The sequence below is a fragment of the Limnobaculum eriocheiris genome (assembly GCF_021010575.1).
In the GTDB taxonomy this organism is placed as follows: domain Bacteria; phylum Pseudomonadota; class Gammaproteobacteria; order Enterobacterales; family Enterobacteriaceae; genus Limnobaculum; species Limnobaculum eriocheiris.
In genome coordinates, this window is the sequence record NZ_JAJNAG010000024.1 from 1 (window position 1) to 23175 (window position 23175).

Sequence of the window (23175 nt, forward strand, 5' to 3'; positions counted from 1 at the left end):
GGTGGAATGACCGTTTCGGATCACATCACTCGTTTCAGAACAGCGGGGACAAACTACATCAATCTTTGCCATCAATCATCCAAAGGGCGAAGAATACCACAACACTAAATATGCGTCACGACCGAAAAAAGTCATAATTAGCTTTGTAATAATATCATTCATTTTACTGCTATCGGATATAACATATGAATTCAAAAACTGAATATACATTAGGTGCAGATATTGCACGTTTAGTACGCAACTGGCGGAGCATTATCGATCTCCAGCTTAAACCAATAGGGTTGACTCAAACGCATTGGATTACGCTTTATTATTTAAATGGCTTACCTCCAAATCAATCGCAAATACAGTTAGCTAAAGCAATTGGAATAGAACAACCATCATTAGTTCGCACGTTAGATCAATTAGAAGGGATGGGATATGTCAGAAGAGATCCTTGCCCATGCGATCGTCGGGCGAAACAAATTAATCTGACTGAGGATGCTAAACCCATTTTGAGCCAGGTGAGAGATGTTGTTGATGGTGTAAGAGAAAGTATCCTGCGTGGTGTCAAGGACGAAGAGTTAGCAACATTTGTCAATCTAATCAGGAAGTTTGAGCAAAATATTGCTGATTTATCTGGAAAATAATTTCCGGCTATCATAAGGCTAAATACCTTAGCGTCATCTAATGGTTAAGCACCCCCGTCAGGGGGTGTGCACCTTACCTCCATATCAAGGTATATCCCGCATTTTTCCTCGATTAATCTCTGGTAATTGTTGATTTTTTTGTTCTAATACCCTTTCTGGTCATTTTGATTTACTCATCACTATTACTGAGAAGGTATCGAACATGAAAGCAGGCAATTATATTGGTGTTATGTCAGGCACCAGTCTGGATGGTGTGGATGTGGCATTAGTTAAAATTGATAACGCCAGTGTTATACAAACCGCCAGTTATTCACATCCCATGCCTGCGGATCTTAAAGCCGAAGTTTTGTCGGTATGTCAGGGACAAAAAACGACGCTATCTCAAATTGGCCAGTTAGATCTTCGTTTAGGAATGCTGTTTGCTGAGGCTATTCAGGGTTTACTGAACGCCCATCATATTGAAGCAAAAACCATCACTGCTATTGGATGTCATGGGCAAACGGTCTGGCATCAGCCGGATGGCGCTTATCCTTTTACCATGCAGCTTGGTGATAACAACCGTATTGCTGCCAGTACTGGCATTATTACCGTTGGCGATTTTCGCCGTAAAGATATGGCGTTTGGCGGGCAGGGCGCGCCACTGGTACCCGCTTTTCATCAGGCTCTCTTGATGGTGGAAGATGAACGGCGAATTATCTTAAATATTGGCGGTATTGCTAATTTGTCATTGTTGATTCCGGGAAGTGATGTTACCGGTTTTGATTCAGGGCCCGGAAATATGTTGATGGATGCCTGGATTCAGCAGCAGCAAGGGTTACCTTATGATAAAGATGCCCAATGGGCGCATCAGGGACAGCTTCATGAGCCTCTATTACAACAGATGATGTCAGATGCCTATTTCGCGTTACCGGCTCCTAAAAGTACCGGGAGAGAGTATTTTAACATCAAGTGGTTACAACGTCACTTAACCACCTTCCCCGATATTAAGCCTCAGGATGTGCAAATGACGCTGGCCGAATTAACCGTACAAACCATTATCGATCAGGTAAAAGCTTCTGGTGGTTGTGATCGGTTACTGGTTTGCGGTGGCGGTGCACGTAATCCATATTTAATGATGCGCATGGCACAGGCACTTCCTGATACCCTGGTTGATACGACGGATAACTACGGTATTAGCGGTGATGATATGGAAGCCATTGCTTTTGCATGGTTAGCTGCCCGTACATTATCCGGACTCCCGGGAAATTTACCTGCAGTTACCGGTGCATCCAGAGCAACCGTATTAGGCGCTATCTACACGCCGTAGTCTAAACTTAGAAATGATGATTCATATTGCGTTTTATCTTATTTATTGACTATGGGAGACATGATGAAAAAGTTTTTGGCAGGTTTATTCGTTATGGGACTGGCTGGTTGTACGGTGACAACTGAGCAGCGCGTTGATGGAACCGCCCTTAATTATCAATGTGAAGGGCAGTCGTTGTCGGTAATATTGAATAATGAAAAACAGCAGGTTAATGTGATTATTGCCGGAGAACCTCAACTACTTCATCAGGTAGTGTCAGCGTCAGGTGCAAAATACAGTAATAGCAAGTATTCATTCTGGTCTAAAGGTGATACGGCAATGGTAATGAAAGGTGACGATATCATTATCAACGACTGTAAACTGGTTCAGTAATCGATTCTTTTTGCCGGTTTTCTTTTCCACAGGGTTTGAAATCCGGCATCAGTGAGTGCAAGATAAGGCAAAATAAGATACCAATAGGTTTTCTGATTATGCCAACTCAATTAGGCAATGATATTGCTGATTTACGGCGTGAATACACTCAGGGTGGTTTGCGCCGCAAAGATTTACCTGAAGATCCGCTGGTTTTGTTTGAACTATGGTTAAAACAGACCTGTGAAGCTCAAATCCCCGATCCTACCGCGATGTGTGTTGCTACCGTCGATGCCCAGGGGCGTCCTTCTCAACGCATTGTGTTACTAAAACACTATGATGAAAAAGGTTTTGTCTTTTATACCAATTTAGGCAGTCGCAAAGCACAACAAATTGCGCAAAATAATCAGGTTAATCTGTTGTTTCCTTGGCATTTTTTTGACCGACAGGTCATGGTGTCCGGTAAGGCAGAGCGGCTTTCACCTATGGAAGTGCTAAAGTACTTCCACTCCCGCCCTAAAGACAGTCAAATTGCTGCCTGGGTATCCCAGCAATCATCCCGAATTTCGACCCGTGGTGTGTTGGAAAGTAAATTTCTGGAGTTAAAACAGAAATTTCTTCAGGGGGAAGTTCCATTACCCAGTTTTTGGGGGGGATTCCGCGTCAGTATTGAAGAAATGGAGTTCTGGCAAGGTGGTGTAAACCGATTGCATGATAGATTTATTTATCAGCGCACAGAAAATCACTGGAATATTGATCGACTGGCCCCTTAAATACTGGTCATTGGGCTAATCGGCGTTTATGCTACCCAGTTCATTAAAACTAATTAATTCAGCGGTAATAAATATCGCAGCTTATAACAACGGAGTTATGTATCGATGGCGAACAACCTGATTAAACAATTGCAGGAGCGGGGGCTGGTAGCCCAGGTGACGGATGAAGAGGCACTGGCAGAACGACTGGCTCAAGGGCCTATCGCACTGTATTGTGGCTTCGATCCTACCGCTGACAGCTTGCATTTGGGCCATTTGGTTCCGTTATTGTGTTTAAAACGTTTTCAGTTGGCCGGGCATCAGCCAATTGCGTTAGTCGGTGGTGCAACCGGTCTGATTGGTGATCCTAGCTTTAAGGCCGCTGAACGTAAATTGAATACTGAGGATACGGTGGCGGATTGGGTTGATAAAATTCGCCAGCAGGTTTCACCGTTCCTGGATTTTGATTGTGGTAGCAACAGTGCCAAGATGGCCAACAACTATGATTGGTTTGGCGGCATGAAAGTGCTGACTTTTCTGCGTGATATTGGTAAGCACTTTTCCGTTAACGCCATGATCAATAAAGAAGCGGTAAAACAGCGTCTGAACCGTGATGACAGCGGTATCTCTTTCACTGAGTTCTCTTATAACTTGCTACAGGCTTATGATTTTGCCTGTCTGAATAAAGAGCATGGCGTTGAGCTGCAAATTGGTGGTTCCGATCAGTGGGGTAACATTACATCGGGTATCGACTTAACCCGTCGCCTGCATCAGAAACAAACCTATGGTTTTACCGTACCGCTAATCACCAAGTCTGATGGTACCAAGTTTGGTAAAACGGAAGGTGGCGCAATTTGGCTCGATCCGAAGAAAACCAGCCCTTATAAGTTCTATCAGTTCTGGATCAATACGGCGGATGCGGATGTTTATCGCTTCCTGAGGTTCTTCACCTTTATGAGTATTGAAGAGATTGATGCTCTGGAAGCAGAAGATAAAAACAGCGGCGTTGCCCCTCGCGCGCAATATGTTCTGGCAGAGAAAGTGACTCATTTAGTGCATGGGGATAAAGGGTTAAATGCAGCGAAGCGCATCACCCAAAGCCTGTTCTCTGGTGAGCTGGCAGATATTACCGAAGAAGATTTTGCTCAACTGGCTCAGGACGGTATGCCAGCGGTTGAACTGGAAAATGGCGCTGATTTACAGCAAGCATTGGTAAGTGCGGAACTGGTGCCATCTCGCGGTCAGGCCAGAACCATGATTAGTTCAAATGCAGTAACGATCAACGGTGAAAAACAGTCCAGCCCGGAATACGTTTTTACTGATGGCGATCGCCTGTTTAATCGCTATACGTTATTGCGTCGCGGTAAAAAGCATTATTGCTTGCTGATTTGGAAATAAGCTGGAAATAATTTGTTCCATAAATTCGGCCGCTAAGCGGCCGAATTTTTTACCTTGAGCGTAGCATTCACGCGCAAATATCTGACACAATATTACCAATACCTTTCTTGTAGTAAGGACATGCCATCATGAAAAACATCTTATCCATTCAATCTCATGTGGTATATGGCCACGCAGGGAATAGCGCGGCTGAATTTCCTATGCGCAGAATGGGTGTGAATGTATGGCCGCTAAATACGGTACAGTTCTCCAATCATACTCAGTACCGTCAATGGGAAGGGTGCGTCATGCCCGCCAGCCACTTAACGGATATTGTTCGCGGTATTAGTGAAATTAACCAACTGGTACGTTGTGATGTGGTTCTGAGCGGTTACATTGGCTCACCAGAGCAGGGAAAGAGCATTTTAGATGCGGTGGCATCCGTTAAAGCGGCCAACCCTAAAGCGCGATATTTTTGCGATCCTGTTATGGGGCATCCGGAAAAAGGCTGCATTGTTGCGCCTGGCGTTTCAGAGTTTTTCTGTCAGGAAGCCTTACCGGTTAGCGATATGATGGCGCCAAACCTGCTGGAATTGGAAATATTAAGCGGTAAGACCATAACTTCAGTTGATGAAGTGGTCAGCGCGGCGCGTGGATTGTGTAAACAGGGTCCTGAGCTGATTTTGGTTAAACACTTAAGTCGTGCTGGTTATCGGGCAGACGTCTTTGAAATGGCGCTGGTAACACCCGATGACGCATGGCATATCAGTCGTCCGCTGGTCGATTTTGGGCCTCGCCAGCCGGTTGGCGTTGGTGATATCACCAGTGGCCTGTTGCTGGTCAATTTACTTCTGGAAAAATCGCTGCCGGACGCATTGGAACATGTCACCGCGGCCGTTTATGAAGTGATGCTGGAAACTCAACGCAGAGGAGAGTATGAACTGCAGTTGGTGGCCGCACAGGATAAAATGGTTAATCCAGAGCATCATTTTAAAGCGATTAAACTTTAATATTACATCGATATGTATCGTAATGTTTACAAGTAAAAAAACGGGCCTTTTGGCCCGTTTTTCTATCTTAATCTGAAAAATAGTATCAATGTAACCCTTCAGCTTTAAGGGCAGCCGCTGTTGCTGGTCTGGCGGCAATTCGCGCCATATAGGCAGTCAGCGATTTTAATGCGCTCAGATCCAGTTTTACCGCAGCAGCCCAACGGGTCACGGTAAACAGATAGGCATCAGCTACGCTAAATGAAGAACCTAAAACATAGTCTTGCTTTTCCAGCACGCTATTAACATAGGTAAACTGCTTAAGTAATTTATCTTTAGCAATTGTTTTATATTCATCAGGGGTTTGTGGATTGAACAGCGGGCTAAAGCCTTTATGCAATTCAGTTGAAACAAAATTCAGCCATTCAATCGCATGATAGTATTCCAGTGTTCCGGCGCCTGGCATCAGATGCTTACTTGGAACTTTATGAGCCAGATACTGAACAATCGCTACGCCTTCGGTCAGAATACTACCGTCATTCAGTTCCAGTGTAGGTACTTGTCCTTTTGGATTAACTGCCAGAAAATCTGCACCATGCTCAGTTTTCTTAGTGGCTAAATCCACTTTTTCTACTGAGTAGTTAAGACCGCTTTCATTCAGAATGATATGAGGGGATAACGAGCAGGCACCTGGCTTATAATATAATTTCATTAAAACTCTCCGTGCAGTTAAAGGTATGAGATTAACGGTATGAAACATTAAGGTGTCGTATTGTATCTTGCCTGAAAGATGTTTGATATATGTTGTTAAATGGTAACTAAATATCAGCAGAAAAACCGATAATGTGTGGTTCTGGCGGGAAGATTATCAATAAATCAGGGCTGATTGCTTTGCATCACTCGGTGTATGAGTGGTGCTGAGATGACCATCAAAACTGCAATAACGGCAGTAACAATGCCAATCTTCATAAACCATTCGCTGTATAAAGCCAGAGAAATGTAAGGCGAGTTAGCGTATAACGGGGCAATGGTTTGAGTTGCCACTTTTCCTGCCGTCAATGCCGCGGCGGCAAAGGTAAAAAAACACATAGAAGTTGTAAAATTTTTCAATTCCGCAGGCACCATACGATTAACGATAATAAGGCCCAATGCGGAGATAGACGGATGACCAATGCTGTGTAAGGCATAACTCAAAATTAACCAGTGAGCAGAAATAAAACCGGAACTGTCAGAAAAAGTGGCTCCCCAGGGTAAAACCAGAAATGAACTGGAACAAAGCACCATACCAATCGCTAACTTATGGGGAATAGGGAGATAATTACCTAATCGATTGTATAAGGCGGCGAGCATGGGGGCGGTAATGACGATCCAGATAGGGTTTAGCGCCTGAAACTGTTCAGGAAGAAATGAAATACCCATTACCTGATGGGAGACATGATGAATAGCAAAAAAGTTAAGTGAGGTAGGGATCTGGAGATAGAGTGTAAAAAAGACAAACACCATCAATAACAGAATAAAAACAATCATCATTTTCCGACGCATCGCGGATTTAAGATTAATAAGTTTTTGCCAATAAAACAGAATATTAGCAATAAACAGTACGACTAAAATCCAGGGTGCAGCAGTTTGATGGTGTAGCAAAAATGAGCTAAAAACAATGGCAGCGGTAATGATCGCTGATACCAGCAAACCCACCTTCAGGGAAACGGGCTGTTGGTCGGTCAGAGTCCCATACTGATTCAGGTAGTGTTTACCAAAAATTAAATGAATAATGACCAGAAACATGCCAAATACGCCCAGAGAGAATGCAATATTCCAGTCATAATGATGAGCAACCCAGGGGGTTAGAATGATGGCGGTAATTGAACCGAGACAGGCCAACGTATGATACAACGTAAAGCGGGTACGATTATAAATATCCGATAACAGGGCAACAGGATTAGTTTTAAACAGCCCATTACCTACTGAAATGGTTGCCAGACCAAAATAAATTAACCCATTTTTGTGCGTAGAAAGCACCAACAGAACATAACCGGCCATCATCAATAATGAACCTAAAAGCAGTGTGCGTTTAATGCCGAGGATCTGTTCGCCTAACCAGCGACCAACGGAAATAAAACCAAAAGCCAGAGCAACATAGGTAGAAAATAGCCTGAAGGCATCTGCCAGCGTCAGTTCAAGCTGCCAGACAAAATAGAGAGGAAGAATACATTGTAAGCCGTAATAACTAAAACGTTGCCATAACTCTAATATTGATACCAGATAGAAAGAGCGAGACTGGTTAAAAAGGTTCTGATTTGCTATAGGCACGATCACCTCTGGCTTTAAAGTCGTCTAACGAGCGGCGATATTGATTAATTATGGCATTAAGTTTAGTTAAAGTAGTTGAAAACCCAAGATGTAACTACCTGATTATCATTATTTGTAATCTGTTATTCTGTCTTTTCTTTAAACTCGCACAGATCTTCAATTAAGCAGGAACCACAGCGCGGCTTACGGGCAATACAAGTATAGCGACCATGCAAAATTAACCAGTGATGACAATCTACTTTGAATTCGGCAGGAACGACTTTAAGTAACTTTTCCTCTACCAGCTCAACGGTCTTGCCGGGAGCAAAACGGGTACGATTACATACGCGGAAAATATGGGTATCAACGGCAATCGTTGGCCAACCAAAGGCAGTATTTAATACCACATTGGCGGTTTTACGGCCCACACCGGGCAATGCTTCAAGCGCTGCACGATCTTCCGGCACCTGACTGTTATGTTTTTCAATTAAGATACGACAGGTCTTAATCACATTCTCAGCTTTACTGTTAAACAGCCCGATAGTCTTAATATACTCTTTAACGCCATCAACCCCTAATGCCAGAATGGCTTCAGGAGTATTTGCGATTGGATAGAGTTTGGCCGTTGCTTTATTGACGCTAACATCCGTTGCCTGCGCTGAAAGTAGCACTGAGATTAATAGCTCAAATGGACTGGAGAACGCCAGTTCTGTGGTCGGCGTTGGATTGTTATCACGCAGCCGGGTTAAGATTTCTATGCGTTTTGCCTGATTCAAACCGGGTATCCTTACTAGATTATTTAATGTTTTCACCTGACAGAGTAGCGATTTTTACCTCTGTGGATTTTTGCTTATAGGCTTTAACTTTCTCATCAATAACATATTTCAACGCCAGCAGGAAACCAAGACCCAAAAAAGCGCCCGGGGGTAACATTGCCAGCAGGAAAGTATTATCCAGATGCAGGACCTCAATACGCAGCACCTTAGCCCAGGAACCCAGCAAAGAATCGGCTCCGTCAAACAGGGTACCATTTCCCAAAATTTCGCGCATACCACCCAAAATAAATAGCACGATGGTTGCACCAAAGCCCATAGTAAAACCATCCAATGCGGATAGTGGCACCGGATTTTGTGCGGCATAGGCTTCTGCGCGGCCAATAACAATGCAGTTGGTGGTGATCAATGGAATAAAAATGCCTAATGATTGGTATAAGCCATAGGCGTAGGCATTAATTAATAATTGAACTACGGTAACCACACAGGCAATGATCATGACATAAATAGGAATACGGATCTCTTGTGGGACCCAGCGACGCAAAGCGGATACTGCTACGTTAGTACAAATCAGAACCAGCGTGGTTGCAAGGCCAAGACCAAGGGCATTGGTTGCGGTAGAGGAGACCGCCAACAGCGGGCAAAGGCCTAATAATTGAACCAACGCAGAGTTGTTTTTCCACAAACCCTGATTAAGCAGCGTTTTTATTTCGCTCATTTACTCTGCCTCACAGTGGGGTAATGATTCAAATTGCTGGTGATGTTGCTGTATAAAGAGCGTCGTCTGTTTTACCGCTTTTACCACTGCTCTGGGCGTAATGGTAGCGCCGGTAAATTGATCAAACATACCGCCATCTTTACGTACCAACCATTGCTTGTCCTGCTCACCATTTACCTGTTTTCCGGCAAAGCGGGTTATCCAGTCGGAGATACGCAGCTCTATTTTATCGCCCAATCCAGGCGTTTCATGGTGCTCAAGCGTTCGAACACCTAATACATTGCCGTTAAAATCAGCGGCAACCATCAATTGAATGGCGCCAGAGTAACCATCTGGCGCCGTTGTTTCTATTACAGCCGCTACAGGTATATAACCCTTACGGGCGATAAACAAGCGATGAGGGTTGTCAGAACCTAAAGATTTATCCGTGACAACGTAACATTCATTTTGTAAGGTATTATCATAAACAGTCGGTGAAATTACTTGATCAAACAGCGCTTTTTGCTGTTGAATCGCCTGTTTTGCGATGGTGGATTTCGTCAGCAGATAAACACCTGAAGTAATACCTGTTGCTAATGCAGCATACAGCGCTAATGTCAGACCGTGTCGTCTCATGGTACTCAGCATTGGGGCTCCTTAGCGATGTCCATAAGCACGGGGTTGAGTATAGTGGTCAATTAAGGGTACGGTAATATTTGCCAGCAAAATGGCAAAAGCGACCGCATCAGGATAACCACCATAGCTACGAATTAGCCAAACCAGTACACCAACCAACACACCAAAAATTAACCGGCCTTTTACCGTTGTGGAAGCAGTAACCGGATCGGTAATAATAAAGAAGGCACATAGCATGCTGGCACCAGAAAGCAGGTGAAACCAGGGCGCAGCGTTATGTGATGGGTCCAGCAACCAACCCATCGTGGCGATAATGGTTAATGTCAGCAGAAAACTGACGGGAAGATGCCATTGGATCACTTTTTTCCCAAGCAGGAACAGCCCGCCAGCCAGGAATCCAACATTCACCCATTGCCAGCCAATACCACCCAGGCTGTTATACATTGGCTGACTTAATACTTCAGTAATGCTATGACCACTGCGTAGCCCGGTTTTTAACGTATCCAATGGCGTAGCCTGACTGACACCATCAATACCCAGCATTAATTTGAAAACGTCATCCCCCTGAGAACTGTGCCCGCTAAAGATAACACTCAGGGTATCCATCAGACCAATATGGGTTGCCTGAAGTGGCGCAGGGGGTAACCAACTGCTCATTTGTACCGGGAAGGAGATAAGCAAAATAACATAACCAACCATTGCCGGATTAAAGGGATTTTGCCCCAGACCCCCATACAACTGTTTTGCGATTACAATGGCGGCAAAAGTTCCGATAACAATGATCCACCAGGGAGCCAAGGGTGGAATGCTGATGCCTAATAATATGGCGGTTAACAGCGCAGAATTATCGCTTAAGCGAGGAGCGATGGGCTGATGGCGTAACTTCAATACGGCGGCTTCGGCGCATAATGCAACCACTGTGGCCAGCACGATTTGAATTAAATTACCGTAGCCAAAGAAATACCATTGAGCAGCAATTCCCGGTATACAGGCAAGCACCACTAGCAGCATTAATCGTTGTGTCGATTGTTGGCTGTGTGAAAATGGTGAGCTAGTTATACGAAATGACATCTATTCTTCACCTGTGGTGGTTAACTGAAGTGTGGCCTGTTGAGCTTTACGGGCCTTCACTCGGGCGATCGCCTCCGCAACAGCGGCTTTACGTTCATCTGTTTCCGTCACGGGTTGTGCCTCAATGGTTTCATGCTGTTGTTCAGACAAAGTTGATTGCGGTTGCTGTGACTGTTGCTGCGCTTTACGTGCTTTAGCACGGGCAATAGCTTCAGCAACGGCAGCTTTACGAGGGTCTGACGTTGCCGTTTCTTGTTCGGATACTGGTGCGGTTGGCGTTTGTGAATCATTTTGTTGTTGAGCTTTACGGGCCTTCACCCGGGCAATAGCCTCGGCAACGGCCGTTTTACGATCGTCGGTATCAGAAACCTTTTGTTCAGCAGGTTTTGGCTTATTTTGCTGCTGATTTTGTTCTTTCTTCGCTTTAGCGCGGATAATCGCCGCTGCCAGAGCGGCTTTCCGCGAATCCTGTTCAGCATCAACACGGTTGTTAACCGGGATTTCCGGTTGTTCAACGGCTTGATCGGCCTGGCGCTGTGCTTTTCTCGCTTGTCTGAGCGCAATAACTGCGCTGTTATCCGGTAATAATTTACCATCAACGGATTTAATCGTGGGGACAGCCGTATTTGTATTATCCGTAGATTTCTGTTGGCTCACGCGCTCCAAAGCAGCCTGAATAATATGATTATCTTTATTATCCAAACGAGTTTCAGCCTGCTGATGACGCTGCTGGCGCGCGAGCTTTTCTTTTTCCAGACGAGCCTGCCGGGCTTCAAAACGAATTTTTGCCGTTCGGGCGAGTTCCGCTAACTGATCCTGTTCGCGAATTTCCGCTTTTTCCTGACGATAATATTGCACCAAAGGAATATTGCTGGGGCAAACATAAGCACAGGCACCACACTCAATACAATCGAACAGATTGTAGTTACGTGCCTTTTCATGTTCTTTGCCTCGACTGAACCAGTAAAGTTGCTGAGGCAACAGCCCCGCCGGACAGGCATCAACACACTGGGTACAACGAATGCAGGCCTGTTCTTGCTGTGGTGGTTCAATTTCATCATTAGAGGGCGCGATAATACAGTTGCTCATTTTGGTTACCGGTACCTGAATATCCGGTAAAGCAAAACCCATTAACGGGCCACCCATAATCACCATCGGTTTAGTTTGGGCCTGATATTGCAATTGTTTCAGAAGCTCAGACACCGGTGTACCCAACAGCACCCTGAAGTTTCCTTTATCCTTAAGCGCTTCTCCTGTCAGAGTCACAATACGCTCAATCAGCGGTTCACCATTAATCACCGCACGTTTGATTGCATATACCGTACCCACGTTTTGCATTAATACACCGATATCTGATGAACGTCCACCGTGAGGCACTTCAAGACCGGTAAGGATTTTTGTAAGTTGTTTGGCTCCACCTGAAGGGTATTTAGTAGGAATAACGCGCAGGGAGATATCAGCGCTTCCATTACGTTGTAACGCTTGCTGTAACTGCTGAATTGCTTCAGGTTTATTATCTTCAATACCAATCAGAATGTTTTCAGGTCTCAGTATATGGCGAAGAATTTCACAGCCGGTAATCAGCTCATCGGCATATTCCTGCATTAGTCGGTCGTCAGCAGTAATATAAGGTTCGCATTCGGCACCGTTAATGATAAGGGTATTTATCCGGCTTAATGCCCCATTAATTTTGCTGGCGGTAGGGAACACTGCACCACCTAAACCGGCAATACCTGAGCGATGAATATGGGTAATTAACTGCTCTGGCGTATATGACCGGTAATCATCCAGTATTTGTAGCTCAGTCCATTGTTCAAGACCATCCGGTTTCAGGCGAATACAGCGTTCAGGAATTGCTGATGGATGAGTACTGGGGTAATAACCTATATCAGTGACTGTTCCGGATGTGGAAGCATGCACTGGTAAAGCGCGATTTTTACCCGTGGTTAGCTTTTGGCCTTTTAATACATAATCGCCTTCTTTTACCAGCAGTTCTCCCTCAGGACCAAGGTGCTGTTGTAAAGGAATCTGTAAGTAATTGGGCAATGCAGGACGCCGGATAGGAATAAGGCGAGTTTGATCCTTCATCTCAGGAGGATGAATGCCGCCGTCGAAATCCCAGATTTTGGTTTTTCTGAACTTAGCAAATAGATCAAACATGCGAATCAATCTCTATCACTTTAACAGGGATGGCTTGCAGGTCCCATTTCCAGGTTGAAGTCGTCTGTTCCACTGGACGCATTTCAATACAGTCTGTAGGACAAGGGGCAACGCAGAGGTCGCATCCGGTACAAAGATCCGCGATGACGGTATGCATCGCTCTGGTTGAACCTACAATGGCATCAACAGGACACGCCTGAATACATTTGGTGCAGCCAATACAGTTATTCTCATCAATAAATGCCACTTTGCGTACCGGATTACTCTCCATGGTAGCCTGATCAAGCGGCTGAGGTTCGATGCCCAGCGTATCCGCCAGTTTTAGCATTACGGCTTCACCACCGGGGGCGCATTTATTAATCATTTCACCATTATTTGCTACGGCTTCAGCATAGGGGCGACAGCCCGGATAGCCGCATTGACCACACTGACTTTGGGGCAGTAGCGCCTCAACCTTATCAACGATAGGGTCGGCATCCACCTGAAAACGGCGGGCAGCAAAACCCAAAATAGCACCGCACACCAACGCCAGTAACGTCAGTGCAATAATGCTGGACCATAAAGAAAACATTAAAATCTTACCAACCCGGTGAAGCCCATAAATGCCAGTGACATTAGTCCGGCTGTAATCAACGCGATGGATGAACCTTTAAAGGGTGCGGGTACATCAGCAGAGGCCAGACGTTCTCGAATAGCAGCAAAAAGAACCATAACAAATGAAAAACCAACCGCAGCACTAAAACCATATACAGTGGACTGCATAAAATTATGTGATTGATTAACGTTTAGTAATGCGACACCCAGTACCGCACAGTTAGTGGTGATCAGGGGTAAAAATATACCCAACAGGCGGTAAAGTACCGGGCTGGTTTTACGCACGACTAACTCTGTGAACTGAACCACAACGGCAATAACAAAAATGAACGCCAGGGTACGTAAATAAGAGAGCCCTAACGGTTCTAAAATATAATTTTCAACCAACCATGCACAGATGGAGGCAAGCGTTAGCACAAATGTTGTTGCTAATCCCATTCCGATCGCGGTTTCCAGCTTTTTCGATACCCCCATAAAAGGGCATAAACCTAAAAACTTAACCAGCACGAAGTTATTAACAAAAACGGTGCCAACAAAAAGTAGCAAATAATCGCTCATTAAACTGCCTAAAAAAGAAGAAGCCGCCATATTATCAATAATTGGCGGCCTAATCACAACACTGCAAGTGTAGGGTTATTGGCATTTACCTCAATAGAGGTAAATAAATGGCGTTAACTCAGGCCAATAATTTCCCCGGACTGGTCGATATCAATATTACGATAGGCCGGTAGAGTACCTAAACCCGGCATGGTCATAATATTTCCTGCATAGGCACGAATAAAGCCCGCACCGGCAGAAACCCGGAAAGAAGAAATAGTGACAGTAAAATCTTTTGGCACATTTTTTAACGCCGGGTCGGCACTGATCGACAACGGCGTTTTTGCAATACATAGCGGAAGATGCCCGAAACCTGCTTTTTCCAACTGAGTTAACTGATCGGAGGCTTGTGCTGTCAAAACAGCCTGTTTTGCGCCGTAAGTATTAACCAGAGTCTGTACTTTTTCCAACAGACTGGCGTTATCAGGATAGAGTAAAGTGACTTCATGTTGCTTTTCGCAAACGCCAGAAACCAGCTCAGCCAACCGGGCCGTTCCTGCGCCGCCAGCGGCAAAGGCATCACTGATTTCTACGCCTTCAGCACCGTGTGATAGAGCATATTCACGCAGATATTCCAGCTCTTCACCCGAGTCGGTAGGGAACCGGTTAATGGCAATAACCACCGGTAAACCATAACGTCTGGCGTTGGTAATGTGCCAGCCTAAGTTTTGGCAACCTTGAGCCAGTAGTTCAACATTGCTTTCGGCAATTTCCGCAGGCAGTGATTGGCCAGGTTTAATATTAAACTTACCGCTATTGGCTTTCAGGCTACGTAGCGTTGCTACTAATACCACACAGGATGGTTTAATACCTGACTGACGATATTTAATATTGAAGAATTTCTCCATGCCCATATCGGAGCCAAAACCTGCTTCAGTCACCACATAGTCCGCCTGTTGCAGACCGATACGGTCAGCAATAACCGAAGAGTTACCGTGGGCTATATTGGCAAAAGGCCCGGCATGAATCAGTACCGGTGTATTTTCACTGGTCTGCATCAGCGTTGGTTGAATGGCATCTTTCATTAATACCGTCATCGCCCCGGCGACTTCCAGACGCTCTGCGGTAACCGGTTTACCCTGAATATCGAGAGCAAGAATTATGCGACCAATACGCTGGCGCATATCTTTCAGATCTTCTGACAGGGCCAGAATCGCCATAAGTTCAGATGCGGCGGTAATATCATAACCATCAGCCCGTTCAACTCCGTTAACACCGCCGCCAACACCAACGGTGATATGGCGTAAAGCACGGTCATTGTGGTCAATTACGCGCTTCCAGAGAATATGGTTAATATCAATATTTAATGTGGGCAAGCCCGTTTGCTCGGTAAACTGATCCCCCAAACGATGTTCATGATACAAACGAGCATCTAATGCCGCCGCCGCCAGATTATGCGCTGCGGTTATCGCATGAATATCACCGGTAAGATGCAGGTTTAGCTTCTCCATTGGTAATACCTGAGCTTTCCCTCCGCCTGCGGCACCGCCTTTTACACCAAATACCGGGCCAAGACTTGGCTGGCGAATACAGGCGATACAAGATTTACCGATAAAATTAAAACCCTGACTTAAACCAATAGTGGTCACGGTTTTACCTTCACCTAATGGCGTAGGAGTGATGCTGGAAACTAAAATCAATTTACCCCGGGAAGCCTGAGGCTTAATTAATGATAAATCGACTTTGGCCATGCTGGAGCCATAAGGGATAAGGTATTCCGGAGTGATGCCATAACGTTGTGCAATTTCTTGAATTGGCTTAAGTGACGGTGAAGATGCCATTCTCTACATGATCCTATGTATTAAAATCAAGATACCCAGCGGGCGGGAGTAAGCGAAGGCCAAATTATGTCATAAACCAAAGCAGAATAGGGCAAGAATAATCATTTTATTTATCTTTTTGTTTTGATAAATCTGTAGGTAATAGTGGAAGGGTATCGTTTGCGTTATGGCAAAGTTTGCATTTTTGCTAAAACAGCATAGATTACGAGACTCGATGATTAGGTTTGTGGCTAAAGGTTGTTTTTCATGTCGTGGTTGAAGGTTTTCAAGGTAGACACTTTTCTGGTGATGTTGATTGGCGTGATGATTTTAGCAACGTTATATCCCTGTGAAGGCGACATCAGAGTATTTTTTGGCTACCTGACAAAAGCGGCAATCGCATTGCTGTTTTTTATGCATGGTACAAAGTTATCACGACAAAATATTCTTAATGGCATTCGACACTGGCGTTTACACCTGATTGTTTTCGCCAGCACTTTTGTTCTGTTTCCATTGCTGGGTCTCGGTCTGTCAGTTTTTGTACCTGATTTGATGTCGACGGGGATCTACCTGGGCTTTCTTTATCTTTGCGCGCTGCCGGCTACCGTTCAGTCAGCCATTGCATATACGTCAATCGCGGGTGGTAATGTTGCTGCTGCGGTTTGTAGTGCCTCAGCGTCAAGTTTATTGGGCGTCTTCATTTCACCCGTTCTGGTCGGGCTTTTAATGCATACACAGGAAGGGAATCAGGACACCTTACAGGCAATTATTGATATTGTAATACAATTAATGTTGCCTTTTATTATTGGCCATCTTTCCCGTCCCTTTATAATTGACTGGATTGAAAGGTATAAAAAATTGATTAATATCACCGATCGTAGTTCTATCTTATTAGTGGTTTATACCGCTTTTAGTGATGCAGTTATCGGTGGTATATGGCATCAGGTTAATCAGTGGTCGTTATTAACGATTATCATTTTTTCAATATTGCTGTTAGCCATTGTTTTAACTATTAATACCTGTCTGGCCAGATGGTTGGGTTTTAGTATTAAGGATGAAATAACCATTATTTTTTGCGGCTCTAAAAAGAGTCTGGCCAATGGTATTCCCATGGCTAATGTGTTATTTCCCGCTGCATCTGTTGGTATGATGGTGTTGCCGTTGATGATCTTTCACCAAATTCAACTGATGGTCTGTGCATTTTTGGCCCAACGTTATGCAAAAAAGATCGCTATAATAGATAGATTAAACAAGTAAATGACCTCAACGATTTCTGATGATTAGAAATGTTATTTTATGTAAATAATTGTTTTGATAAGAACTTGCATATCAGAACGTTGTCATACAGTATGCACAGCGTTGTCTCAACTACACGTTAATTTGCTATTTCTTTTAGCCTATTAATATTGACTTGAACAAAGGCTAAGTTTGTCCATTAGCGCTGCGTTGCAGCAAGAGAAAGCAGAACCTGAATGTCGAAATTTAAACAGCCTGAATTTCATTACTCCTATCTGATGCCAAAATATTGGTTGACCTGGTTTGGGCTTATTACGCTCTATTTATTAGTTCAATTGCCATATCCGGTGATCCATTTTATAGGTACCCGAGCGGGTCATTTATCCATGCGCTTTTTAAAGCGTCGTAAACATATTGCCCGACGTAATCTGGAACTTTGTTTTCCAAATCTTAGTTTGGAAAACAGAGAAAAACTGTTGGTTGAAAACTTTGAATCATTGGGAATGGGACTGCTGGAAACTGGAATGGCCTGGTTTTGGTCCGATAGCCGAATCAAAAAATGGTGTAAGGTTGATAACATTGAAATCATGTCACGCATTCGTGCCAATGGAAAAGGGGTGCTGCTGGTTGGCGTTCATTTCCTGACCCTGGAACTGGGCGGGCGTATTTATGGTATGTACAATCCTGGCGTTGGCGTTTACCGTCCGCACAACAATAAATTAATGGATTGGGTTCAGTGCAAAGGCCGCAGCCGTTCAAATAAGTATTTTATTGACCGCCATGATATTAAAGGCATGATTCGTGAATTGCGTAAAGGGGAGATCCTTTGGTATGCACCGGATCATGATTATGGCCCGCGTAACAGCGTTTTCGCGCCGTTTTTTGCAGTTCCTCAGGCGGCAACGACAATTGGCACCAGTATATTAATGCGTCAGGCTAATCCGGTGATATTGCCTTTTACGCCAAAACGCCACGTTGACGGTAGTGGTTATACCGTCATGGTCACTGAACCACCAACCGGCTTTCCGATGGATAATTCTATCGAAGCAGCAAAATTTATGAATAAAGTAGTTGAGAAAGAAATATTGAAAGCTCCTGAGTTGTATATGTGGCTGCATCGTCGATTTAAGACGCGACCAGCAGGTGAAATATCTCTTTATTAATCAATTTATAAGGGTGGAAAGTAACCAGTTGCGTTGTTTTACCCAAAAGAGTAAGAAATCGCTTGCGTTATGCGGTTCATTATGAGTAAATGTGAACCGGCCTGTGCTACAGACCTATTTATGTACGACATTAGAGTAAAGCAGTTCCTTCTTAAAGCCGTTATCTTTTGATTTCGCTTATTAGACGAACATCTTCTTAGTGCCTCCATAAGTAATGACTCTGAAAATCTGGCCATAATGCCTATACCCTATGATGTATGGCAGGTTAACTAATTTAAAGGTAAGTAAAGATGTCCAAGAAAACTGGCAAAGTTAAATGGTTCAATGAAAGCAAAGGTTTTGGTTTTATTGAGCAAGATGATGGTGGTAAAGACGTATTCGTTCACTTCTCTGCTATCGCTAGTGAAGGTTTTAAAACTCTGGCTGAAGGCCAGAAAGTTGAATATACCATTCAAGACAGCCCACGCGGTCCAGCAGCTGCAAACGTTGTTGCTCTGTAATTAGCAGCAGACGTTAAGGAAGATAAGTAAAGTCTCTGACTTTCTTAACTTCAGTGACAAGGAACCCGCATCGCTGATGCGGGTTTTTTTGTGGTCTTGGAACAGAAAATTACTTGAACCTGATATTCCAGGTACAGATGTTGCAAAAACTTACTGTAGAAGGAAATGAAATAACTAAATAAATTAAGAGGTAAAAATTATGACCCTAAGAATGGGACTCGTAAAATGGTTTGATAAAAACCAAGGTATCGGTTTAATTACTCCACTTGATGGTAGTACTGAACTTTATGTAGATCGTAAATCAATTGCGACATCAACTAAGTCATTGACTGAAGGGCAAAACGTAGAATTTTCTACTTATAAAACGTCTCGCGGTCTGTTAGCAACGGATGTTATCGCATTTTAATCGATTAATTGACAATGATATGGAGGAAGAGATTAATTAAAGTGTCTGCATTATTAACGTGTTAAATCACAATTAACACGCCTCTCAAACCTTGCTGCTTTAATGTTATACTTCCTTCATAAAAATTTATTTACTGATATATCGGTATCTCCGGTATCCATTATTTTCGTCAGGATTTCGCTATGCAATATCAATGTCCACTTTGTCACCAACCGTTGCAATTGGATAATGAGGTATGGCAGTGCAGCAATCGTCACCAGTTCGACCGGGCAAAAGAAGGGTATGTGAACCTGATGCCCGTTCAGCATAAAAAATCTAAAAATCCCGGCGATAACCAAATGATGATGCAAGCCCGTCGCCAGTTTCTGGATGCGGGGTATTATCAACCATTAAGAGATGCAATTTCTTCCCTGTTAGACGGTTCGTTACCTGATGATTCGTCTCCTCGGGCATTATTAGATATTGGCTGTGGTGAGGGGTATTACACTGGTTTTTTAGCAGCGAAGTTAAAACAAAACCGGGATATTTCGGTGTATGGACTGGATATTGCCAAAGGTGCAATACGTTCAGCGGCTAAACGCTACACGGCTACTGAATTTTGTGTCGCATCCAGTCATCTTTTACCCTTCAGTAATCAATCAATGGATGCAGTATTAAGAATTTATGCACCCTGTAAGGCTCAAGAGCTCAACAGAGTAATTAAGTCTGATGGTCTGATTGTGGCAGTTACTCCAGCCCCTAATCATTTGATTCAGCTTAAAGGGCTGATCTACCAAACGCCTCAACCTCATAATGATAGTGAAGAGCAAATAGAGGGTTTCTGCCTGGCGGAAAGCCAGCGTTTAAGTTATGGGATGAATTTACCGGGTGAACAGGCGGTAAATTTGCTGCAAATGACGCCCTTTGCCTGGAAGGCCTCAGAACAGTTGATAATTGAACTCTCTGGCAACACCGATTTTTATTGTGAAACGGATTTCTATATTCGCTTATACCGCAAAAAATAGAAAACGGGGCAAAGCAAAGCCCCGTTTGACAACAACATCCTGATTTTATGCCATATTGCTAACCATTGCCCGCATATCGCTACCGGTCGGTGTCTGATGCAGTCGTAAACCAAACTGTGGAATGATAGAGAAAATATGGTCGAAAATGTCAGACTGGATACCTTCATACTCTACCCAGGCAACCGTATTGGAAAAAGCATAAATTTCCAAAGGAATACCTTCTGAACTCGCTTCCAACTGCCTAACCATTAAGGTCATATTCTGATGAATACCCGGATGGGCTTTCAGATAAGCATGAATATAAGCGCGCAATGTACCGAGGTTAGTTAAGCGGCGGCCGTTGATTGGCAGGCTTAAATCAATATGATGCTGATGATTATACTGCTCGATTTCTTTTACTTTATTCTCAATGTAAGGCTGAAGCAGATAACTGCGTTGTAGTAATTGCTGTTGTTCTGATGACAAAAAGCTAACGCTGGTAGCATCAATCCTGATGCTACGTTTAATTCGGCGACCACCAGATTCTGACATAGAACGCCAGTTTTTGAACGAATCTGAAATCAGGGCGTAAGTGGGGATAGTGGTAATGGTATTATCCCAGTTGCGAACTTTCACCGTGGTTAAACCAATGTCTAATACTGCACCATCGGCACCATATTTTGGCATCTCCAGCCAGTCATCAATTTTTAGCATATTGTTAGCCGATAATTGAATACCGGCGACTAATCCCAGAATTGGATCTTTAAACACCAACATCAGAACGGCCGTCATGGCACCCAGTCCGCTCAGTAACAGGGTTGGGGATTTACCAATCAGAATTGAAATAATCAGAATAACAATGAAGATAGCCGCAATAAGCTTAACGCTCTGGAAGATGCCTTTTAGCGGCAACTGACTGGCGATTTTGGTTCTCTGAGACAGGTTTAGTAGCGTATCTAACATGGAAAACAGAGAAAGTAAGCCATAAACCAGGATCCACAGCTGTGCACCAGTGAGAATATATTCCAGCACTTCCGGATCGCGAGTTAACCACAGGGATGAAATCACGTGGACAAGAATACCCTGCAAGACAAAAGATAAGCGATCAAACAGGTTATGTTCGATAAGCAGCCGACGCCAAAACTTATGGTTTTTAGCTTCGCTTTTTCTTATGCTCTTTAGAATCACATGGTGAAGAAACAGGTGAATGATGACAGAGAGTAGGATGATCATGATAAGTATCAGCACCAGAATCATCATTGGTGTGGCTTCAATGCCTAATTTGCTCAAAATAAGCAGTAAATATTCCCGCATTAACTTCTTCTCCATATAAAAAACTAAATTCAGCCGGAAAAATTGGGCCAATTGCTGAAATGTAACTACTAACCTAATGGTTTATCTGGTGGTGTCAATGCCGAATAGAGATTTAATCGGAAAAACAGGTAATAGTATTGGAAAGCAGGTAATAAGTTGGTGAAGTGTAGAATATTATAAACGCCCTCTTAAATAATAAGAGGGCGTTAGAGTGGGATTAATCGCAGTGAACAACCTTGATAGCTAATCCACCACGGGAAGTTTCACGGTATTTAGAGTTCATATCCTTACCGGTCTCATACATGGTTTCAATAACCTTATCCAACGATACACGGGGTTCGCTGGTACGACGTAGTGCCATGCGCGCTGAGTTGATGGCTTTCACTGAGGCAATAGCATTGCGTTCAATACAAGGTACCTGAACCTGACCGGCAACCGGATCGCAAGTTAATCCCAGATTATGCTCCATACCAATTTCAGCAGCATCACAAACCTGTTGAGGGCTGCCCCCCAGCAATTCAGTCAGCCCGGCAGCAGCCATTGAACAGGCAACGCCGACTTCACCCTGACAGCCAACTTCGGCGCCGGAAATTGAAGCATTCATTTTATACAGGGTGCCAATGGCCCCTGATGCCATAAAGTAGCGAATATAGGCTTCCGGGCTTACCGGTTGAATAAACTGGTCATAGTAAGCCAGAACCGCGGGTACGATGCCACAGGCACCGTTAGTAGGCGCAGTGACTACCCGACCACCCGCCGCATTTTCTTCGTTGACCGCTAAAGCAAACATATTGACCCAATCAATAATGTTCATTGGGTCATTGGATAATTTATCTGAAGAGATCAGCATACGACGCAGTGGGGCTGCACGACGCGCAACCTGTAGCAGCCCCGGCAGAACGCCTTCCGTATTCATTCCACGATCAATACAATCGCGCATCGTCTGCCATACAGCTGCAAAGTAAGTTTCGATCTCTTTTTTGCTGTGTATTGCCAGCTCGTTCTGCATTACCAGACCGGAAATAGACAGACCATGATGTTTGCATAAATCCAATAGCTCAGAAGCAAATTTAAATGGATAAGGTACCGTCATTTCATTTTCAGCGGTTTTACCAAAATTTTCTTCATCAACAATAAAGCCGCCACCAATGGAGTAGTAGGTTTTGGTATAAATAGTTTTATTACCGGCGAAAGCGGTAATGGTCATACCGTTTTCATGTAACGGCAGGTTATCGCTATGGAAAACCATGCCGCCCTGACGAGGGAAATCAACCTCCTGTTGACCATTCGCCAGAGGCAGACGCTCCGTGGCTTCTACGTTGCGAATAAAACCAGGAATGGAATCAATATCTACCGTAGCGGGTAAATTACCGGCCAAACCCATAATAATTGCGATATCCGTGTGATGACCTTTGCCTGTCAGTGAAAGCGAGCCGTAAACATCCACGACGACTTTACTGACAGAAGCGATTAGCCCTTTATGACAGAGATCATCGACAAACTCTTTGCCCGCTTTCATCGGACCTACGGTATGTGAACTGGAGGGGCCAATACCAATTTTGAACATGTCGAAAACGCTAATCACACAAAAC

Annotated in this window: 24 protein-coding genes; 11 read left to right on the plus strand and 13 right to left on the minus strand. The window is 44.1% G+C overall.

Annotated features, from left to right (window positions below):
- Positions 1–72, minus strand: a 72-nt coding sequence (locus LPW36_RS11085; protein WP_338085959.1) for an IS1 family transposase, incomplete at its 3' end; no start/stop codon positions are given.
- 113 nt (positions 73–185) lie between these two features.
- Here LPW36_RS11085 and slyA point away from each other — a divergent pair.
- The 6 genes from slyA (at position 186) to pdxY (ending at position 5425) form a co-directional block, all read left to right on the plus strand.
- On the plus strand, positions 186–629 hold the full coding sequence (gene slyA / locus LPW36_RS11090) for a transcriptional regulator SlyA (RefSeq protein WP_230609721.1): 444 nt from the start codon (positions 186–188) through the stop codon (positions 627–629).
- Positions 630–831: 202 nt separating this feature from the next.
- Complete coding sequence (gene anmK, locus LPW36_RS11095) at positions 832–1935, plus strand: anhydro-N-acetylmuramic acid kinase (protein WP_230609722.1); 1104 nt, start codon at positions 832–834, stop codon at positions 1933–1935.
- 60 nt (positions 1936–1995) lie between these two features.
- A complete protein-coding gene (locus LPW36_RS11100; protein WP_230609723.1) occupies positions 1996–2307 on the plus strand; it encodes an MliC family protein in 312 nt (103 codons plus the stop codon).
- 98 nt (positions 2308–2405) lie between these two features.
- Positions 2406–3059 (plus strand): pyridoxamine 5'-phosphate oxidase, encoded by a 654-nt coding sequence (pdxH, locus tag LPW36_RS11105; RefSeq protein WP_230609724.1) that lies wholly within the window; start codon positions 2406–2408, stop codon positions 3057–3059.
- A gap of 105 nt (positions 3060–3164) precedes the next feature.
- Positions 3165–4436, plus strand: coding sequence for a tyrosine--tRNA ligase (gene tyrS, locus LPW36_RS11110; protein ID WP_230609725.1), 1272 nt, complete (start codon positions 3165–3167; stop codon positions 4434–4436).
- 128 nt (positions 4437–4564) lie between these two features.
- Positions 4565–5425, plus strand: coding sequence for a pyridoxal kinase PdxY (gene pdxY / locus LPW36_RS11115; protein WP_230609726.1), 861 nt, complete (start codon positions 4565–4567; stop codon positions 5423–5425).
- Between the two features lie 85 nt (positions 5426–5510).
- Here the strand turns inward: pdxY and gstA are convergent, their stop codons facing one another.
- From gstA to LPW36_RS11165, 10 genes are all read right to left on the minus strand, one after another.
- The gene (gene gstA, locus LPW36_RS11120) at positions 5511–6116 is read right to left on the minus strand and encodes a glutathione transferase GstA (RefSeq protein ID WP_230609727.1); all 606 of its coding nucleotides are present in this window, start codon (positions 6114–6116) and stop codon (positions 5511–5513) included.
- A gap of 164 nt (positions 6117–6280) precedes the next feature.
- Positions 6281–7714, minus strand: a complete 1434-nt coding sequence (locus LPW36_RS11125) for an oligopeptide:H+ symporter (RefSeq protein ID WP_230609728.1) — start codon at positions 7712–7714, stop codon at positions 6281–6283.
- Positions 7715–7836: 122 nt separating this feature from the next.
- Positions 7837–8469, minus strand: a complete 633-nt coding sequence (nth, locus tag LPW36_RS11130; protein ID WP_230609729.1) for an endonuclease III — start codon at positions 8467–8469, stop codon at positions 7837–7839.
- A gap of 19 nt (positions 8470–8488) precedes the next feature.
- Positions 8489–9184, minus strand: coding sequence for an electron transport complex subunit E (locus LPW36_RS11135; protein WP_230609730.1), 696 nt, complete (start codon positions 9182–9184; stop codon positions 8489–8491).
- Complete coding sequence (gene rsxG, locus LPW36_RS11140) at positions 9185–9811, minus strand: electron transport complex subunit RsxG (protein WP_230609731.1); 627 nt, start codon at positions 9809–9811, stop codon at positions 9185–9187.
- 9 nt (positions 9812–9820) lie between these two features.
- On the minus strand, positions 9821–10870 hold the full coding sequence (gene rsxD, locus LPW36_RS11145; RefSeq protein WP_230609732.1) for an electron transport complex subunit RsxD: 1050 nt from the start codon (positions 10868–10870) through the stop codon (positions 9821–9823).
- Complete coding sequence (rsxC, locus tag LPW36_RS11150; RefSeq protein ID WP_230609733.1) at positions 10871–13030, minus strand: electron transport complex subunit RsxC; 2160 nt, start codon at positions 13028–13030, stop codon at positions 10871–10873.
- Positions 13023–13601, minus strand: a complete 579-nt coding sequence (rsxB, locus tag LPW36_RS11155; protein WP_230609734.1) for an electron transport complex subunit RsxB — start codon at positions 13599–13601, stop codon at positions 13023–13025. The genes rsxC and rsxB overlap by 8 nt, the downstream gene beginning before the upstream one ends.
- A complete protein-coding gene (gene rsxA / locus LPW36_RS11160) occupies positions 13601–14182 on the minus strand; it encodes an electron transport complex subunit RsxA (protein ID WP_130591367.1) in 582 nt (193 codons plus the stop codon). Before rsxA ends, rsxB begins: the two co-directional genes overlap by 1 nt.
- A 113-nt stretch (positions 14183–14295) precedes the next feature.
- On the minus strand, positions 14296–16002 hold the full coding sequence (locus LPW36_RS11165) for a formate--tetrahydrofolate ligase (protein WP_230609735.1): 1707 nt from the start codon (positions 16000–16002) through the stop codon (positions 14296–14298).
- A 246-nt stretch (positions 16003–16248) separates the two neighbouring features.
- On the opposite strand from LPW36_RS11165, the gene LPW36_RS11170 reads away from it, so the two are divergent.
- From LPW36_RS11170 to rlmA, 5 genes are all read left to right on the plus strand, one after another.
- On the plus strand, positions 16249–17238 hold the full coding sequence (locus LPW36_RS11170) for a bile acid:sodium symporter family protein (RefSeq protein ID WP_230609736.1): 990 nt from the start codon (positions 16249–16251) through the stop codon (positions 17236–17238).
- A gap of 215 nt (positions 17239–17453) precedes the next feature.
- Complete coding sequence (locus LPW36_RS11175; RefSeq protein WP_230609737.1) at positions 17454–18380, plus strand: Kdo(2)-lipid IV(A) acyltransferase; 927 nt, start codon at positions 17454–17456, stop codon at positions 18378–18380.
- A gap of 290 nt (positions 18381–18670) precedes the next feature.
- Positions 18671–18880 carry a transcription antiterminator/RNA stability regulator CspE gene (gene cspE / locus LPW36_RS11180; protein WP_047780981.1) on the plus strand — a complete coding sequence of 70 codons (210 nt, stop codon included), beginning with the start codon at positions 18671–18673 and terminating at the stop codon, positions 18878–18880.
- Positions 18881–19079: 199 nt separating this feature from the next.
- Positions 19080–19286, plus strand: a complete 207-nt coding sequence (locus tag LPW36_RS11185) for a cold-shock protein (RefSeq protein ID WP_140918587.1) — start codon at positions 19080–19082, stop codon at positions 19284–19286.
- 182 nt (positions 19287–19468) lie between these two features.
- On the plus strand, positions 19469–20290 hold the full coding sequence (gene rlmA, locus LPW36_RS11190; RefSeq protein ID WP_230609738.1) for a 23S rRNA (guanine(745)-N(1))-methyltransferase: 822 nt from the start codon (positions 19469–19471) through the stop codon (positions 20288–20290).
- Positions 20291–20335: 45 nt separating this feature from the next.
- On the opposite strand, the gene LPW36_RS11195 is transcribed toward rlmA, so the two are convergent.
- Both LPW36_RS11195 and LPW36_RS11200 read right to left on the minus strand, forming a co-directional pair.
- Positions 20336–21583: a mechanosensitive ion channel family protein gene (locus tag LPW36_RS11195; RefSeq protein ID WP_276574010.1), complete on the minus strand. Its 1248-nt coding sequence runs from the start codon at positions 21581–21583 to the stop codon at positions 20336–20338.
- Positions 21584–21800: 217 nt separating this feature from the next.
- Complete coding sequence (locus LPW36_RS11200; RefSeq protein WP_230609739.1) at positions 21801–23168, minus strand: L-serine ammonia-lyase; 1368 nt, start codon at positions 23166–23168, stop codon at positions 21801–21803.
- Positions 23169–23175 lie beyond the last annotated feature (7 nt).